This is a genomic window from Caldithrix abyssi DSM 13497 (assembly GCF_001886815.1).
GTDB classification, from domain to species: domain Bacteria; phylum Calditrichota; class Calditrichia; order Calditrichales; family Calditrichaceae; genus Caldithrix; species Caldithrix abyssi.
In genome coordinates, this window is record NZ_CP018099.1 from 3,268,491 (window position 1) to 3,286,856 (window position 18,366).

General features: G+C 45.5%; 14 protein-coding genes and 1 tRNA gene. 2 read left to right on the forward strand and 13 right to left on the reverse strand.

The window, feature by feature from the left end; translation table 11 throughout:
- Position 1 precedes the first annotated feature (1 nt).
- Genes bshC through Cabys_RS12805 form a run of 3 tightly spaced genes read right to left on the reverse strand, consistent with a single transcriptional unit; the run spans position 2 to position 3,274 of the window.
- Positions 2-1,570, reverse strand: a complete 1,569-nt coding sequence (gene bshC / locus Cabys_RS12795; protein WP_006931009.1) for a bacillithiol biosynthesis cysteine-adding enzyme BshC — start codon at positions 1,568-1,570, stop codon at positions 2-4.
- Positions 1,567-2,310, reverse strand: a complete 744-nt coding sequence (locus Cabys_RS12800) for a class I SAM-dependent methyltransferase (protein WP_006931011.1) — start codon at positions 2,308-2,310, stop codon at positions 1,567-1,569. Before Cabys_RS12800 ends, bshC begins: the two co-directional genes overlap by 4 nt.
- Positions 2,291-3,274 carry an NAD-dependent epimerase/dehydratase family protein gene (locus Cabys_RS12805; RefSeq protein ID WP_006931012.1) on the reverse strand — a complete coding sequence of 328 codons (984 nt, stop codon included), beginning with the start codon at positions 3,272-3,274 and terminating at the stop codon, positions 2,291-2,293. The genes Cabys_RS12800 and Cabys_RS12805 overlap by 20 nt, the downstream gene beginning before the upstream one ends.
- 154 nt (positions 3,275-3,428) lie before the next feature.
- On the opposite strand from Cabys_RS12805, the gene Cabys_RS12810 reads away from it, so the two are divergent.
- Positions 3,429-4,619, forward strand: a complete 1,191-nt coding sequence (locus Cabys_RS12810; RefSeq protein ID WP_006931013.1) for an aminotransferase class I/II-fold pyridoxal phosphate-dependent enzyme — start codon at positions 3,429-3,431, stop codon at positions 4,617-4,619.
- 13 nt (positions 4,620-4,632) lie between these two features.
- Complete coding sequence (locus tag Cabys_RS12815; protein ID WP_006931014.1) at positions 4,633-5,763, forward strand: GNAT family N-acetyltransferase; 1,131 nt, start codon at positions 4,633-4,635, stop codon at positions 5,761-5,763.
- Positions 5,764-5,812: 49 nt separating this feature from the next.
- Here Cabys_RS12815 and Cabys_RS12820 read toward each other — a convergent pair whose 3' ends face one another.
- From Cabys_RS12820 to Cabys_RS12865, 10 genes are all read right to left on the reverse strand, one after another.
- Complete coding sequence (locus Cabys_RS12820; RefSeq protein ID WP_006931015.1) at positions 5,813-6,049, reverse strand: hypothetical protein; 237 nt, start codon at positions 6,047-6,049, stop codon at positions 5,813-5,815.
- Between the two features lie 34 nt (positions 6,050-6,083).
- Positions 6,084-6,932 carry a rhomboid family intramembrane serine protease gene (locus Cabys_RS12825; RefSeq protein ID WP_006931016.1) on the reverse strand — a complete coding sequence of 283 codons (849 nt, stop codon included), beginning with the start codon at positions 6,930-6,932 and terminating at the stop codon, positions 6,084-6,086.
- A gap of 138 nt (positions 6,933-7,070) precedes the next feature.
- Positions 7,071-8,501 carry a proline--tRNA ligase gene (gene proS / locus Cabys_RS12830; protein ID WP_006931017.1) on the reverse strand — a complete coding sequence of 477 codons (1,431 nt, stop codon included), beginning with the start codon at positions 8,499-8,501 and terminating at the stop codon, positions 7,071-7,073.
- Between the two features lie 162 nt (positions 8,502-8,663).
- Positions 8,664-8,740, reverse strand: a tRNA-Arg gene (locus Cabys_RS12835).
- Positions 8,741-9,172: 432 nt separating this feature from the next.
- Positions 9,173-10,810 (reverse strand): PP2C family protein-serine/threonine phosphatase, encoded by a 1,638-nt coding sequence (locus tag Cabys_RS12840; RefSeq protein ID WP_044281440.1) that lies wholly within the window; start codon positions 10,808-10,810, stop codon positions 9,173-9,175.
- 20 nt (positions 10,811-10,830) lie between these two features.
- A complete protein-coding gene (locus Cabys_RS12845; protein WP_006931019.1) occupies positions 10,831-11,175 on the reverse strand; it encodes an STAS domain-containing protein in 345 nt (114 codons plus the stop codon).
- Positions 11,176-11,177: 2 nt separating this feature from the next.
- Positions 11,178-11,603: an ATP-binding protein gene (locus tag Cabys_RS12850; protein WP_006931020.1), complete on the reverse strand. Its 426-nt coding sequence runs from the start codon at positions 11,601-11,603 to the stop codon at positions 11,178-11,180.
- A gap of 153 nt (positions 11,604-11,756) precedes the next feature.
- Complete coding sequence (locus Cabys_RS12855) at positions 11,757-15,155, reverse strand: two-component regulator propeller domain-containing protein (RefSeq protein ID WP_006931021.1); 3,399 nt, start codon at positions 15,153-15,155, stop codon at positions 11,757-11,759.
- 62 nt (positions 15,156-15,217) lie between these two features.
- Positions 15,218-15,565, reverse strand: coding sequence for a hypothetical protein (locus Cabys_RS19845; protein ID WP_150109325.1), 348 nt, complete (start codon positions 15,563-15,565; stop codon positions 15,218-15,220).
- Positions 15,566-16,190: 625 nt separating this feature from the next.
- A complete protein-coding gene (locus Cabys_RS12865; RefSeq protein WP_006931022.1) occupies positions 16,191-18,365 on the reverse strand; it encodes a fibronectin type III domain-containing protein in 2,175 nt (724 codons plus the stop codon).
- Position 18,366: the final 1 nt, after the last annotated feature.

An 18,366-nucleotide genomic window follows, 5' to 3' on the forward strand; every position in this document is an offset into this window, starting at 1 on the left:
ATTACAAGGCCACATATTTATGCGAATGGTCGTCCAGGTCAATGGAATCGAAAATCGTTTTTAACCAGCGCAAACCGAATTTATTATGAAAATAAACCGAACTCAATATGCGTTCCTGCGGCTTGCCGGCCGGATAAAAACTGTGGTGGATTGCAGTCAATTGTTCTACCGTTTTTTGATTTTTTTGCCGAAAGGCGCGCAGCAGGCGATCATTCATTTTTTGCAGATTGTTTTCTATGCCGCTAAAAGTCTTTTCGACCACGCTTTCCAGAGTGGGATCGATGTTTTTACCAAGTTTTCGATACAACTCCAGACTTTGAGCGATTTGCGCCTTTAGACGAGCGGTCTCTTTTTCCATCTCTTTTAAATCATTTTGTTTGAAAAAAGCCTTTATCCAGCTGCCGGCCTCCTGCGGCACATCTTCTGCTCGCAGATCGAATTTTTTCAGTAGCCTACCGATCCGGGGTTCGATCAGAGTGGCCGAAAATCGCGGCTGCAAATGCGGCATGGATATGTCGAATTGTTTAAACGCTCTTTTAAGCTGCGCCCAGTAGGCGATTTCGGCGGGCCCTGCCACGTATGAGGCCACGGGCAACATCCAGCTTTGCCATAACGGCCGGGTTAAAACGGAGGCAGAAATACGATCGGGACTTTCGCTTAAGCGATCCAGTAATTGCGTTAAGGTCAGCGTGCTCTGTTCGCCGTAAACTCTGAAATTTGGGCCCTCACGCAAAATCGGCTGGCGCGCGTCTTGCCGATCTCTGAAAAACAAATAGGCGCGTTCTAACTGAATCGGAACTTGCGGCCGGCCAATCTGTGCGGTTTGGACGCGCAGCGCCTGCAGCAGTGCATCGTTTTCCGACAGAACACGCTTAAAAAACGGCAGGCTTTGTTCCTTTACCTCTCTTGCGCCGGGATCAAAAAAAAGCAAGCCAAAGGGTCCCAGCAATTCCTGTAAATGTTCTTTAAAGCAGCGTAACCAATTTTCGCCTGGACGGTAAATGCTGGCCAGTAAATCGAACAAAGCGCCAGAAAATTCGCTGGGCTGCAAAGAGGCTTTTAGGGTCGATAAAACTTCTTTAATGTTCCGCGGTAACGAACGCCTGCCTACCGGGGTTCTTCGTTCGCCGCTCGCTTGTACTTCAATCTTTTTTAGTTCATTTTGCCGATCAAACACGTAAGCGTGATTTACTTCGTCAAAATCATGGTCTTCGCCCTCCAGCCAGAAAACGGGCACATAGTTGAACGCCCGGTTGTCCTCATTCAACCTGGCGCTAAGCGCCACGGCGGTTAGCGCCTTAAATACCACATAAAGGGGCGAAACCAGAAAGCCCAGTTGCTGGCCGCTAACCACCAGCAGCGTATTTTCTTGCTTTAAAAAGGCAAGATGCTGCTTTTGCCGCTCAAACTGTACTTCCCCATTCTGGCGGATCAATTCGCTTGTTAAAAAGGTGCGCCGCTGCCCCATCACCTCTTCGGAAAGAGCGTTCCAGTCCGCTTTTAAAGGATGGGCAAAATACTCAGTCAAAGTTCGATTGGACTGCAGATATCTGGAAAAAATTTCATTCATTGTCTTGCCTTTTTAACCGTTAAAAAAATCAATCGCGGGCTTTGCGCCTCAAATGGCCGGCCCTGATAATCGCCAAAAACTTTTTGTATTTTAAAGCCGGCCGCATTTAACAGGGCTTTCAGCTCAAAAAGGTTGTAAAGGCGTACGGATTCTAAAAATTCCCTCTGGCGGCCCTTTTGTTCGATGGTGATTGCTTTTTCAACGCGTTTGCCGACAATTCGCCGCGTCTCAACAATCTTTTTACCATTAATGGTTCTGACGGTCTCTCCTTTAAGATGTTTTTGCACATAGCTGGCATTGAGAAAATCTAAAAAGAAAACGCCGCCTTTCTTTAACACGCGATGGTATTCTTTTAAAACCTGTAAATTTTCGCCATCGTCAAAAAAATAACCAAACGAGGTGAACAAACTCACCACTACCTCAAAGCGCGTTTTAAAAGGAAGCGCCCGAATATCTCCGCGCACCAGTTCAAGCGGGCAATTCTGCCGGGCGCGTTTTAATAGGCTCATTGAAAGATCAAGCCCAAAAACAAAATCGGACCAATTTTTCAAAAGGCAGGCGTGTCTTCCGGGGCCGCACGCCGCGTCCAGAATTTTCGTTTGTTTCGTAATATGAATATTTTTAACGATTAAACGAATCAAATCCTGCGCGTCTTGCTCATCGCGGTGGGCGTAAACTTCGATGTACTCTTCGCCAAACCAGTTTTTGAACCAGTTTTCTTTAAATCCACTTATGCTCAACGTACCATTCTAACGTTTGTTTAACTCCGTTTTCCAGACTCGTTTGCGTTGCAAACCCCAGCTCTTTTTGAATTTTTTTCGGCGAACAAATCCAGAAATCAGGTAACAGCTCCGCCACTTTCTGGCGATTGATGATGGATGGCTGTTTGGTAATTTTGCTCCATCTTTCCGAGACGGCGGCAATAATCTTTACCGCGCCCAGCGGGATGGGCACATGAATGGCCTTCGTTTTAAAGAAGTCTATGACAACGCGCGCCAGATCGTCCCACGAGTATGGCTGCGCGTCGGCAATAAAGTAGATTTTATCCCGCGCTTTTTCGTGTTCGGCCGCCAGCGCGATACCCTCCACCAGGTCTTTAACGTAAACAAAGCTGGCATATTTATCGCGGTTTTGCCATTTGGGGATGATCCCGCGCTTAACAGTCTGGAAAAACTGCAAAACATCGGTGTCGCGCGGGCCATAAACAGCGGGCGGACGAATAATGGTAAAAGGCAGTTTGCCCTTTTGTTCAAGGATGTACTTTTCGGCCAGCAGTTTGCTTTTGCCATATTCGCTAACCGGGTGGGGCTCATCTTCTTCTGTAACCGGTTCGAAAGAGCTGGCTGGCCCAGCAGCTGCCTGCGAACTAATAAAGACAAAGCGTTTGACGGGCAGATTGTTATTGATAATCAGATCCACCAGCTTTTTTGTGCCTTCGAAATTAACCTTGTAGTAATCTTCGTTTTTTAAGGCCTTGGTTAGCGCGGCGCAGTGGATGACCACATCAATATCCTTTAAACCGCTTAACAGACTCTGTGGATTATCTAAACTGCCGTAAAAGCTTTCCAGATTTAAATCGGCAATCCAACGTAAATTGCTGGTTGTTCGCAATAAAACACGTAGCTCATGGCCCTGTTGTAACAGCTTTTCTGCCAGGTGGCTGCCGACAAATCCGGTTGCTCCCGTTAAAAATATCTTCGCCATGCATCCCTCTTTTGCTTTAAATAAATTAAAAACCTATATTAAAAAAGATCGGAGAAATTCGCAATCTTTAATCGATATTTTTTTTTGCATATATTAGAATAAAATTGCGAATTTATAAAAATTTCTTAGTGTTTAATTATGGGTGGAGGTTCTGTTGGATATTTTTGAAAAATGCCGTCGGTTTACACGCGCTAAAGAAGCGATCGAAGCGGGTATTTACCCTTACTTTCGACCGCTTTCAGGGAATGACGGTCCCCGGGTGTTTATGGAAGGACGCGAAATTATTATGATCGGCTCCAACAACTATCTGGGGCTGACGCACGATCCGCGCGTCATTGAAGCGGCCATTGCAGCGACAAAGCAATATGGCACCAGTTGTTCCGGTTCGCGCTTTTTGAACGGGACGCTCGATTTACATCATCAACTGGAAAACAAAATTGCGCAATTCATGAATCGCGAGGCAGCGCTCATTTTTAGCACCGGCTACATGGCTAACCTTGGGGGAATTGCGACTCTGGTTGGCAAAGATGAGTATATTATTCTCGACAAATCGGACCACGCTTCCATTTATGCCGGAACGCGCGCCGCGATAGGCGCACAGATCAAACGCTTTGTGCACAACGACATGGAAAGTCTGGAACGCGTGCTCTCCCAGCTGGAGCCAGAAACGCCTAAACTCATCGTTTGCGACGGCGTGTTTAGTATGGAAGGCGATATTGTGCGCCTGGCAGAAATCCTACCTCTGGCGCAAAAATACAACGCTCAAATTTACATCGACGAGGCGCATGGCGTCGGCGTTCTTGGCGAACACGGCCGGGGCGCCTGCGAATATTTAGGTCTGGAAGAGCACGTTGAAATTGTAATGAGCACTTTCAGCAAATCGTTGGCTTCCATTGGCGGCTTTGTAGCCGGTCCGCAGTATGTAATCGACTACATTAAACATCACGCCAGTCCGTTAATCTTTTCGGCCTCGCCCACGCCCGCCGCCACGGCAGCCGTACTTAAAAGCATCGAAATCATCGAAACGGAACCAGAACACATGCAGCGCCTCCATCACATCAGCGATAAGATGCGCTACGAATTTAAACGTCTCGGTTTCGATATTGGGCACAGTAAAGACACGCCGATCATTCCCCTCTACATCCGTAATGACGACCTCACCTTCCTCTTCTGGAAACGGCTTTTTGAAGAAGGGGTTTACAGCAACGCCGTTATCAGTCCGGCCGTGGCGCCGGATCAGGCTTTGATCCGAACCAGCTTCATGTCCACCCACACCGATGAAGACCTGGACAAGGTGCTGGAAATAGCAGCAAAAGTTGGCAAAGAACTGGGTATCATTCAATAACAGGAATTAAAAAATGTCTGTCGAAATCATTCCCGTGCGTTCCAAAAAAGAATTCAAAAGATTCCTCGACCTTGAGTGGGAGATCAATCGAAATACGCCCAATTGGGTCAGCCCTCTACGCATGGAACGCGCCAAACTACTGGACACAAAGAAGAATCCTTTTTACCAACATGCCGAAATAGAAATGTTTCTGGCAAAAAAGGACGGTAAATTTGTGGGACGGATTGCCGCCATTACCAATGAAAACCACAACAAATTCCACGGCGATCGATGGGGCTTTTGGGGATTTTTCGAATGTATTAACGACCAGCATGTGGCAAACGCCCTGTTTAAAGCCGCAGCCGAATGGTTAAAAGCCCGCCAGCGGGACAACATGGTGGGGCCGATGAATCCTTCGACCAATGATGAATGCGGGCTGCTCATCGAAGGATTTGATACGCCGCCATTCGTGATGATGACGCATAATCCGGACTACTATCCGCAGCTGGTCACCAATTTTGGTAATACAAAGATTAAAGATTTGTACGCCTGGTACCTGCCAACCGAAACCGCGCTGGCCAATATTACCGACAAACTGGAGCGCATCGCCAATAAAATTCAAGCCCGGCACAGCTTTCGATTCCGTACCGCGCAGCTAAAACATCTGGATCGCGAAATCAAACTCATCAAAGAGATTTACAATGACGCCTGGAGCAAAAACTGGGGATTTGTTCCCTTTACCGACGCTGAAATCGACTATCTGGCCGCGCAGTTAAAACAGATCGTGGATGAAGATTTGCTGCTTCTGGCCTTTAAGGGCGACGAACCTATTGCCTTTAGCTTAACCATTCCCAACATCAACGAGATACTGGCTAAAATTCCGGATGGCAGGCTGTTTCCCACGGGTATTTTTAAATTGCTGTTCGGCCTTAAAAAGATTAAAACGGCCCGCGTCATAACCCTGGGCGTTCGGCGGGAATATCAACACATGGGTCTGGGTTCCATTTTTTACATTGAAACGATTAAACGAGCGGCTAAAAAAGGCATTACCGCCGGCGAACTTTCGTGGATTTTAGAAGACAACGCACCCATGAACAGCGCGATTCAGGCCTTTGGTTCAGAGCTGTATAAACGCTATCGCATTTACCAGTATCCCTTAAAATAAAAAATCCGCCTCTCTGGGCGGATTTTTCCTTATTCAAAAGCGATAGCGATTAATATTCATCCTCATTGTAGTAATCTTCGTTGGACGTGAAGGCAGTGGAGTTGTATTTTTTGTCTTTTTCGCAAAAATCGAAAAACTCGCAATCCTGGCAATCAAAGTCTTCGCAAGTCACCATGTCCTCACACGTACCGTTCAGATCAAGAGTAATGGACTCTTTGTAGCAAAGAGAATCATGATTGTAATGGCAATCGCTGCAACCACAGGTTAGATTCTCATGATAACCCATACGTTCACCTCCTTCAATAAAAGAGAATCATTATCTATTGATAATTTTCTTTGTCATGTTCCCGAAGGTAATTACTACCTTCTTCCAGTAACTTTTTTTCTTCTTCGGTTAAGTTTAAATAACCGACGCGATTAATCTTATCGAGCAATTCGTCAATGACTTTACGGTAATATTCGATTTTTTCCTGATCGCTTCCTTTGCCGCCCGGGCGGTATTTAAAATCAGTTCCCTTTTTAGGAAGTTTAATATCGCTGAACAGATTTTTGATCTTGTAAAACAAATACCAGTATTTTAGATAGACATAGCCGATAATAATGCCCCCCAGGTGAGCCGCATGGGCAATTCCATCGCTATACGGGCTAAAGGTGGAAAAGAACGACACCAGCGTTAAAAAGGCCATAAAATATTTTATTTTAACCGGAAACAAAAAGTAAATGTAGATGTAGCGATCGGGATAGCGCAAGGCATAGGCCAGCATGATTCCGTAAACCGCTCCGGAAGCGCCAATGGTCGGGCTGGAAGAAATGATGATATTGAGAATTCCCGCACCGATGCCCGTGATAAAATAGTACTTTAAAAATTCTCGCGTCCCCCACTCATTTTCCAGTTCGGCGCCAAACATCCATAAGAAGAGCATGTTGAATAAAATGTGCATTAACCCGGAGGGATCGTGCAAAAACATGTAGGTGAACAACTGCCAGATTTTAAAATTATGCAAAACATCGAAGCGATTGAGCGCAAACTGATCAAGCAGAAAATACTGTAAACTGCCATTTAAGATCATCATTAACCAGATGACCCCATTGGCAAACATCAAATTCTTTACCGCCGGCGGTAGCATCCCCCCGGAGCGAAAGCGATAATAAGAGCCACGATCGTACATAAATTCTTCTTATTTTGTTTAACCTTTAAGGAGTAACGTCATGCCAGCGCAAAAGTTTCTTACTCCTTTTGTTTCAATCATTGCGCCTTAATAATATCATAAGCTATTGCCTGTCAAAATGCAAAAAAAACAGCAATTTTAATACGCCTTGGCAAAAATCACGCGACCTTCCGATTCTTTTCCGCAAATAATACACTTACCTTTTTCCGCTTTACGATCGAATGGAATATTGCGAATGGTCGCTTTAGTATCCTCTTTGATTTTAGCTTCACATTCGGCGCTGCCACACCAGTGGCTGTTAATAAATCCGCCTTCTTCTTCGATTGTTTTCTTGAATTGGTTATAATCGTCCACTTGATGGGTATTGTCTTCCTGGAATTTACGCGCCCTTTCCAGCATCTCCTTTTGCATTAAATCGAGCGTAGCGCGCACCGTTTGTAGCACGCCGTCTCTGGCGATGAATTCTTTTTTGAGCAGGTCGCGGCGTACCATCACCAGGCCGTTTTTGGCCACATCTCTGGGCCCAATTTCCAGGCGCAGCGGAATGCCCTGCAATTCCCACTCCGCAAATTTGTAGCCGGGTTTGTATTGTTCACGATCATCCAGAATAACCGTAAATTCTTTAGTCAGTTCTTTTTTGACGGCATCGGCATAGTCCAGCACCTGTTTTTTCTCTTCTTCGCCGCGCCAGATGGGCACAATCACAATTTGCCGTTGCGCCACTCTGGGCGGAATGACCACGCCGTTATCGTCGCCGTGCGTCATTATTAGCGCGCCGATCAACCGCGTACTCACACCCCAGGATGTAGCCCACACATATTGCAACTGGCCTTGCTGATCCTGAAATTTCACATCAAAGGCTTTGGCAAAATTTTGTCCTAAATTATGCGAGGTACCGGCCTGCAGCGCCTTTTTATCCTGCATCATGGCTTCGATGGAATAGGTGTGCAACGCGCCGGCAAATTTTTCCGCGTCCGATTTTCTGCCGGCAATAACGGGAATGGCCAGGTACTCTTCCACAAATTTTTTGTAAAGATTTAAAATAAGCATGGTCTCTTGCTCGGCCTCTTCATAGGTGGCGTGGGCGGTGTGGCCTTCCTGCCATAAAAATTCAGAGGTACGCAAAAACAGGCGCGTACGCAGTTCCCAGCGCAAAACATTTGCCCATTGATTAATCAGGATGGGAAGATCACGGTAGCTCATGATCCATTTTTTGTACATACTCCAGATAATGGTTTCGGAAGTCGGCCGGATGTAAAGCGGTTCTTCTAACTCCTGCCCGCCGCCAATGGTCACCACCGCGCATTCCGGCGAAAAGCCTTCTACATGCTCGGCTTCTTTTTTCATAAAACTTTCCGGAATCAATAATGGGAAATAGGCGTTGACGTGCCCCGTTTCTTTAAACATGCGATCCAGGTTCTGCTGAATCATTTCCCAGATGGCGTATCCGTTGGGACGAATGACCATTGCCCCCTTCACCGGAGAGTAATCGGCCAGCTTAGCCTGCAAAATCACGTCCGTGTACCAGCGTGAATAATCGACATTTCTTGGAGTAATTTTCTCTGCCATGATTTCCTCTTTTTATCTCCTTATTTTAAAATTCTCTTGTTAGATGGTTGGCTGTGTAAGGCTCGTACGGGAAGCGTACAATGATTAAAAACCAGTCGGCGCTCTTTCTTCTCAATATCTCGCTCTTTTTTATCAACTTTAATGGATACCGTTTTACAATCATGGTGCGCCTGGAGGGGCTCGAACCCCCAACCTTTGGAACCGGAATCCAACGCTCTATCCAATTGAGCTACAGGCGCAACTTGAGTGGGAGCAAATTTATTTTATCTTTATGATAAAGTCAAGTTAAAATAGCGTTTTTTTTCATATTTCGTAATCGCACAACGCATGGAAAGCAATCTTTTCAAAATTTTGACGGGCGCTCTGCCGCAAACGACGAAAGATTTAACGTCTTGTAATTTCTAAAGCAGCAAAGCCGCAACTATTTTTTTACGCAGATATTCGCAGTTAGAAAAAAAATCTTTATAAAGCAGAGGGACGCTGAGCGTGGAAGATTATTTCCAACGGTGGTAGAAATTCACCACACCTACGGAAACAGATTTAAAATGACAGACTAACCATTTAATCCATCGGCACAATTTACCCCAGTTTTTAAAACAGCATAAAAATTTCCGCTCCCGCAATGGCGGTATAGATGTTACGAAGGAATTATTCTAAGGCAGCAAGGCCTATTAAAAATCTTTGAGCTGGCAGGCAGATTTTTCATTGGTATTGTGTCCGGCTTTTAAATACAGCGCGGTAATGTCATCGCTCTGCTGCGCGCCGTCGGTAAAATCTTTAATCTCTTCCAGCAAAGAAAATAAAAAGACTTCAGCCGACAGATTCTTTCGCTGTTTCATAAAAGCCTTTAAAGGATGCCGCGCTTCGTATTCCTCTCCCTTTTTGTTCATGGCTTCAGAAATACCGTCGGTGTAAAATAAAAGTCCATCGCCAGCCTGCAGAGTGGTGTGCAGCTGTAAGCATTCAGGCAGTTCCGGCAAAAACCCCAGGGGCAGGCAGCTGGCGTTCAGCTCGAGTATTGTGCCGTTTACTTTAAGAATATAAGGCGGATTATGCCCGGCATTGACCCAGCTTAAAGTTTTTGTGGAGACATCCAGACAGGCAAAAACAGCCGTCAGATATTTTTCGGTGGTGGCGCTTTCAAAGATAATACGATTGAGCTGCCTGACAATGGCTGTAAGGTCTTTAAAACTTTCCAGATGCGCATGGAGCGCGGCGTGCAGAGTATTAACCAACAATGCGGCGGCCACGCCCTTTCCGGCTACATCGGCAATCACAAAGAAAAACCTGCCGTCCTTCAGCGGAATGCAGTCATAAAAATCGCCGCCGATGAACTTTGCCGGAACATTCACAGCGTGCAGATCAAAGCCGTTTATAAGCGGCAGAGTTTCCGGAATAATTCTTTTTTGAATCTCACCGGCCAGGTAGATTTCGTGGTCTAAACGCTCTTTTTCCAGCGATTGTTCATAAAAGAATTGATTTTCAAGCGAAACCTGCACCTGCCGGCAAAAAGCCTGCAGCAGCAGTCGATCGGTTGCATCGAATGGTACAACTCCGGCGCGACTTTCCTTATGATAGAGGGAAAAGTCATATTCTTCTTTGTTCAAAACAAAATTAACGGAAATCACATAGCCATCATTTTTCATGGCGTCTGCTTCAAAAGCCTGCGGATAAAAATAGCGTTCCGGTGGGCTGTCGTCTTTTTGAATGGTCAGCGCCCCTTTTGAGGCATTGGTTAAGGCTAATACTTTTTGCAGGGCTGTTTGCAAAATATGACTGCTCTCTTTCAGACGAGAAATTTCGACACCGCTGTCAAACAGTCCTGTTAACTGTACAATACGGTGATTCTGAGAAAACATGAAATCCCGTTCTTTATGTTTAAAGAGCAGCACCTGGTAGGCGCTGTCTAACTGCTGTAAAAAGATATGAAGCGTGGCCTCATGTTGCGCGGCGAACTTTTGCGAATTTTTCAAGGCGCCCAGCACAATGCCTAAGCGCGAATGGTCGATGAGCGGCAGGTTGATGCAGCCCAGCAGTCGGGGATGTTCAATCAACTGCATGCAAAACCGATTGGTTCCGGCGCAAAACTGGCAAAAATCCTCCAGCGATTCATCGGTTGTAAAAAGCAGCTCCCAGGCGCTATTATCGTCCCTTTTAAACGAGATGGCAATATGGCAAAAGTCGAAGTTTTCCAGCAAAACCATTCCGAACATTTCGCTTAGATGCCTCACATCGGTCGTGTTGCTCAGGCGCTTAAAACTTTGCTGATAGAGGCTGGCGTTTAGATCAAATTGATTTTTTTTCATCATCCTTGCTCTCTTTTTTTTGCTTAAAAATTATGCAAAGCGCTTTTTACCGTGGCCGCCTGCCCGGCAAAGTTAAACAGGCCCATGATGGTTAACGTTTTTTCAATAGCCGGCTCCAGATCGGTAAAAATCAGTTTACCCTGCACGTGGTTTAATTGTTCGATGATCTCGATCAAAAAAGAGATGCCGATCGAATTAACCAGGTTACTGCGTTTAAAATTGATGACCACCTTTTTAACGCCCTTCTGAAAATAATCGTTAAAGGTCGTTAAAATCATTTCTCCGCCCTGGTTATTTACATAGCCTTCGGTGGTAATGATCAATATATCGCCTTTTAGAACGGAAGTCAGCTTAAAATTGCTTTCCATTTTTACTCCTCAATCAGGTTTTTGACCAGTCTTATTCTTGTGCCGTTGCTGTCGGATTCGATATGGCACTCGTCCGACATGGTTTTTAATATCTTTAATCCCCAGCCCCTTCTGTGGGAGCCGGCCATTTTGTCCTCCAGATTGGGATCTTTTACCTTGGTGGGATCGAATCCTGATCCCTGGTCGCGAACTAAAATAACCAATTCCCTGGATGACATGGTAAATTCGACATACACCTGGCCCCGGGCGCTGCTGCCGTGCTCAAAGGCGTTTACCACCGCCTCAATGGTTAAAATATGCGCCTCCAGCGTTTTGTTGCGCGCAACGCCCAGAAAGCGCGCCATTTTATCGATACAGGCCGTGGCCAACAATTCAATATCCGGAATCTGCGGGAGAACCAGCTTCAAGTTGATTTTTTTACTCACCATACCTCCCGATCCGTCCTTTGAACATGATTTTGAAGTCCACCTATTATTCCCATTCTTTTACCTCCTTAAAAATTGATGACGAAATTTATTCATAACGCGCTTTTTTCGGATACGATCATTGCATTCTTTACGTCCTTTTTGCGGCGGAAGAAATCAATGTTTGCCTGTTGGCATAGTTTGCATCACACCCTGTCGATGGTCGGTTTTAATTTTAATGGCCATAATCGTAACATCGTCATCAGGGCGCTCTTTGTTCTTCCAATGTGAGCTCTTTTCTCTAAAAAAGTCGATGATATCTTGCGAGGTATTTTCTGCGACTTCGTAAAAATCGTTTTTAATGCGCTCATAGCCGTACATACGGTTAACCGAGTCTCGTAATTCGGGCAGGCCGTCGCTCATCAATAAAATGGTATCGCCGACTTCCAGCGCAATCTCTCGTGTTTGATAGGGAAATTGTTCCATCGTGCCCAGGGGCATGGCCTGTACAAGGAATTCTTCGATCAGCCCGCTTTTCTGGCGGTAAACAAAGATCGGCGGCATACCCGCAACAGCCGCCTGCAGATGGTTGTTCCTGATTTTGAGAATGGTTAAACACATGGCCATTTTTTCCATGTGCATTTGTTTAATACACCTGGTGATTTCCCGGAATGGCTTCATGATGTCCGGGTTGGATGCGTGGCTGTTGAACAACGACTTGGCCACAGTGACCATGGTGCCCGCGCGCATTCCATGGCCCGTGGCGTCGCCAAGGACAATGGTGAGCGCGCCGTCGGAGCACAAATAAAAATCGTAATAATCGCCGCCCACTTCCGATGCCGTTTGCATAAACACCGCAATCTCAAGGCCGGGCAGGCGGGGAATTTCTCTGGGCAGCATGGCCTGCTGAAGGCTCCTGGCTTCTTCCAGCTCCATGCTTTTGCGTCTGTTTTCGGCTTCTAACACCGCCAGCTCGATTTTGCTCCTCTCTCGGGCGATCAATCTGCGGCGTTGAAAGCGATCAACCAGAAACACGCCCAGGACAAAGGCCAGTAAGTAAAAGGCGTAAGACCAATTGGTTTGCCACCAGGGCGGCGCAATGATCAAATGAATCGCCTTGCCTGCTTCATTCCACACGCCGTCGTTGTTGGCGGCCTTTACGCGAAACACATAGCGGCCCGGATCAAGATTGGTGTAAGAAGCCGTTCGTGTATTGCCCACATATCGCCATTTATGATCGTAATTTTCTAATTTAAAAGCATATTGATTTTTAGCGGGATTGGCAAAATGCAGGGCCACAAACTCGAAAGACAAATCATTTTGCCAGTAAGCAAGACGCGCCTGTTTCAATCCCGAAAGCAAAGCATAGCGGGGAGCTTTCTCCCCCGCCATCGATAATTTATCAAATATCTTAAGTTCGGTTACAACCAGCGCCGGCAAAAAGGAATTGTCTCTGATCTCGGCCGGAAAAAAGGAATTGAAACCTTTAATGCCGCCAAAGAACAGCTCACCGTTGCGTCCCCTGTGATGCGAACCGCCGTTGAATTCTTCGCTTTGCAGCCCATCGTCCACTGTGTAATTTCTAAAAGAAAAATTCGATCGGTTAAATTTACTGATTCCCTTATTGGTTGAAAGCCAGAGATTTCCATCATCGTCGGGCAGCATACCGTAAACCACATTGTTTGGCAAGGCGCTGTTTTCTTCTGTAAAGCGTAAAAATTGCTCCATGCGGGGATTAAATCGGTTCAGGCCGCCGCCGTAGGTCGCCACCCAGATGTAGCCTTGCGTGTCTTCGTAAAACTGCATTATGCTCTGGTGGCTCAAGCTGGTAGAATCGTTTACATCATACATATAATATCTGAATTTTCCGCTCTTGATATTTAATATATTGATGCCCTGCGTGGTACCGGCCCATATTTCGTCGGGGCGGGATTTTGACTGCCACACCGTCCGCACCAGATTGTCGCGGCCGCTTAATTGACGACTACCGGGGCGCGCATCAAAGACAAAGTTTTTAAATTCAAAGGTCTTTTTATGGAAGCGAACCAGTCCGCCCCCGCTGGAGCCAAACCACAAATAGTCAGAAGACAGCTCCGTTTGAATAATATTGTAAGTGACGCTGTTAATCGGATTTTCTAAATGAACAGGATCCAGGTAAAAGCGCCTGAATGTTCCGCTCTGAAGATCAAAGCGATTTAATCCCCTGAGCGTTCCTATCCAGAGATATTGTCCGTCGTCGTAAATGCAGCGCACAACATCCGAGCTAATGGTTGTTGTGTCGGTGGAATCGTGTTTAAATCGCTCAAAACGACCGCTGCGCTGGTCGTAACTCGTTAAACCGTCGGCGGTGCCAATCCACAGTTTGTGATTGCCATCCAGATATAATCCGCGAGTGGTGCCAATATTTTGCCCGTCCTCATAGCTTTTAAACAGTTTGAATTTTATGCCGGAAATATCGTACTTGTTTACGCCCCGCAAATACGTGCCGACCCACAACACGCCTGTTCGATCAATAAATAAAGAGAGAATGTTGTTTGAGCTCAGGCTGTGGCGATCTGCGTGTCGGTTAACATATTTTTGAATTGTGTGCGTTCTCAGATCGACTTTTAACAGTCCTGTTCCTTCCTGTGTGACGATATTTCCCTTACCCAGGGGAAACATGCCGCCCAACCACAAAGCGCCGTTTGCATCGGCCGCAATACTCAGGATGGGCGATGCGGAAAGCGTTTGCTTTAAATCGGCGGAACCGTAGCTGCGCAGGACATGGCTTCCTCTTTGAAAATGAAGCAGGCCGTCTGCACGCGTTCCAATCCAGATATTGCTCTTTTTGTCTTCGGCAATTGAAATGGCCGAAGATTTCAGGTTGTGTTTTAATCGAATGGGCCTCAGACGTGGCGTTCCCAATACGGTGTAGGCAATTTCAAACACAAAGACTGTGTTTTGCGCGCCCACCCACAACCAGTTCTGCGCATCCTGATAGATAAAGTCTATTTTAAGCGGGAAGATTGCGGAGTCGGTGGTTATCAGCTCTCTTGAATGGATGAATTGCCGCGTGCTGCGCTTAAAATAATTGAACCCGTTGTTTTTCGTAGCAATCCACAGGTTTCCTCTTTCATCTTCAGAAATAGAAACTACAAAATTTTCTGCAATGGCGCCGGGATTCTGGGCGTCGTGTAAAAAATTGACGAATGTTTCCGACTGCGCGTCAAAACGGCCTAACCCGCCGTTCTGACCGCCCGTCCAGAGCAGGCCGTCTTTTGAAACGTAAACACAATTAATACCATTGTAGAACAGCGAGCTGCTGTTTCCGGGGATGTTCTTAAAAATTTTAAAATTGAAACCGTCGTAACGATTTAATCCGTCTTCGGTGGCAATCCAGATGAATCCCTGGTGGTCCTGCGTAATGTCGAAAACCTTATTTTGCGACAGCCCATCGCTGGAAGAGAGATGCTCAAACTTTACCGGCCTGTGTTGCGCCGTTAAACGATTTGTCGAACAGATCAGCAAAAGCAAACCCAGAAAGACTAAGCCTTTTACAAACTCGTATTGAGATGTTTTTAACATGGTACCGATCATTTTCTGGCCGCCCGATTTATTTACATTACAGGTGCCCTGTTTTTTAGAATCATTAGTTTATTTTAAAATACACATTTCGGTTGAGACGATAGTCGGCCGGCATGGATTGTTTTACTCGCCTTCCGGGAAACCGTTAATGTACCGAAATGTTGAGTAAGAGGAAATCTGATAAAAGATTTGTTTTCTTTATTTATGCGGTTCAGGTCGCTCTCTTTGGCGCCGATCCAGATAAAGCCTGTTTTATCCTGATACAGGGTAAAGATGAAGCTCTGCGACAGAACATCTTCAATGGTCAAATCATGTATTCTAAGCGATTGAGATACGTCTGAAAGGGAAAATGGAGTGAGGGATGAAATCAGCGTCAGAAAAATAGTCCGCCATGGGGGATGATTGCCTGTTGTTTTAGTCATCGTTTCATTTTGCTTTCTGCGTTAATAAAGCGCTTAAAAAGACTGTAACGCAAATAAAGGGAGAATACTTCCGGGCGTGTTAAATGGGGGCGGATCATTTTCAATTGTCAATTACGAATTATCACGCAAAGCGGAAAGTCTGGGGCATGGGTGATGATTGACAATTTATGAATGATGAATGAGTTTGAGCAGAGCGAGTAATCTGTTATTTCATGGATCCAATTCCGGCCAGAGAGAATTCCTAAATAGTAATGAAACCTTTGAAATATTAATTTTTGTAAATAAACTCCACCCTATTTCACCTCCTTGCTCTGTGAGTCTTTCAAAGAAAGGGAGACTCAACCTCCTGAAAAAAAACATAAGATAATTTTAATAGAGGCGAGTTAGAGTTGAAGTCGAAACATGAGAAATACTGAAAATTGTAGATTTTTTTAATTTTTCAAAGACTTCATAATATCTTAAGGCGTTTTTTAAAAATCGGAATTCGCTTTTTTATTGTCAAAGATGAAAAAAAATCACATTATTGCCCCTTCCTGCAGGCAGCCTTTAAAAAAATTGTTAAATTGCAAAAATGTGGACTTGATAGCGCCGCCACAAAAAAAAAGACAGACGCACTCATTAAAAACTAACGAATAATCACAAATTTACGTACCACTGAATCGCCAGCCCGGTACAAAAGCTCTCCCGTTTGAGGATCGTAATAATCTTTGGTTACTTCGATGTGAGCGATATAAATGCCGCTAACCACGGTTTGCCTGGTCTTTGTTACCATGTTCCAGGACTCGTCTCCACTGCCATCGGTATGCTCTAATATTTGAATCAGATCCCCACGCTCAGTATAAATAGAAATACGGCAATACGCTGGTATGTTCATAAACACAATTTTATTGGGCTCAAGCGTAAAATTAAGCTCTCTCGCTTTGATATTATATGGATTTGGCACAATGCGCACATCATTAATAGAACGTCCCGCCTGCCGTTGGAGATAGGCCGGTTCGGTAGCCCATGTGTAATACTTGCTGCTGCTCAACGGGCCGGGCGGATTGAGCGTTCCATCGTTATTTGAACCGTCGTTAAAGGCGGTAATATAATAATAATAGGCATGGTTTCTTTGGGGGGTAGTGTCATCAAATTGATAGACGATTTGTGGATGATCCGTCCCTTTTCCACAGGCAAAAATTTCGGTATAAAAAGTATCAGGTTTACCGATAGCCCTGAAGATCCGATAGCCTCCAAAATCGGCTTGATCTTCCGAAGGGCTTGGCTCCCATTTCAGCGAAATGCGATCGCCGCCAGAAAGCACTTCGAATTTTGTTGGCGGTTGCGGCGGTTGCGGAATATCAAATCCAGAATCGTAATTCATTTTTGCCCTGGCAAAAACTTTCATAATAGAATCCCAGCCGGTATAAACCCAACTATTTTTAAAATAATCGGCCACGCCGTCATTGTATGTACCGCTAATGGAGCTGCCATCGGGTAATTCAAATTCAAAAGACCTGCTGGGATAGGTTTTAGCTTCTTTCCATCTGGCGCCAATTAGCTCGCACATCTGGCGGTTCAGTCCATGAACGCCTTCCGCTTCAACTATTACAATACTATCTCCCGGGGCAAGGTCAAAAGGCCCATAATTTACCCACAGGTTTGTTCCGCCGCCATCGTTATGGATGGTTGAAGGGTCAACGCGATCCGTAATAGAGCTGGTGTTATCTTCAAAAAAACGATTGGTTCCTCCTAGGCCCTGGTAGGGCACGCCGCTCAACATGGTGTATTGTTTAATCATCTGTCCTTCGTCAATCATGTCGCCCAGTTTGGGATAGGTGTCGCCAGCGTGCCAGCCCAGCGTAACCGGTTGCTCCGGATCGTCGGAACGATCCTGTGGGCTTTTATCCACATGCAAAATAACAATACCCGCCATTTGCGGCGCAGTAAGCCTGCCTGTTTTCAAAATATCCGGCGCACCGATATTGTCAAAACTGTTCGACGCTTTCTGGCCTGCCCAGCTAAAACCGCAACGCAACCAATCAAGCTGTGAAATTGGAGTGTTTTCTGTAATAATTTGTTGATAATGATCTTCATAAGTCTCTCCTCTACGCGTTACCCATGATTGCTGTCCCCAGCTTTGGGTTCCCCCGATGTAAAAAGAGCCTTCCCGACACACGCTATAGCGAACGCCCCAACCGATTCTTAATCCTTTGATTGGCGTATTTAATTCAATTTCATCGTCATAATCGGTATTGCCGGTATTAATGAAGACAAATTTTTTTATAAAATAATCGTCATGGTACTGCTGCGAAAATGCGTAAATAATCCGTTTAATGGTTAGCCCCATCGACGTGTTGACCACATTAACCACAATGCGATCTGGGATTTGATCGGGATTAATGTCATCCACGTCGCCTTGATAAGGAGCGGAAATATCATTACCGTCAACATAAACATGAGGCATAGGAAATTTTGCAATTTGTTTTAACTCCATCGGGAAGAGACTTTTGCCAACATAATCGGCGGCAAAATAGATGCCATATTTAGACCAGTATCGGCCTTCGGCATCGGTAAAATCTGAGCAGCCGAGCCAAAAGCGTTTAATAACCGCGTTATCGGTATATGAATAATCGGCCGGCCAACGGAGCCCCTCGTAATATTTGTTGTTCCAGGCGCGTTCGGAACCATACGAAGAAAAGTGGCTTTGTAATTGGCCAATACGCACATATTTTTTTTCTGTGCCAAGCAATTGGGCGTGTAAAGGAACGCTCTGTATTCCTAACAGTAAAATTAAAGCCGTTAACATTCTTGTTTTCATA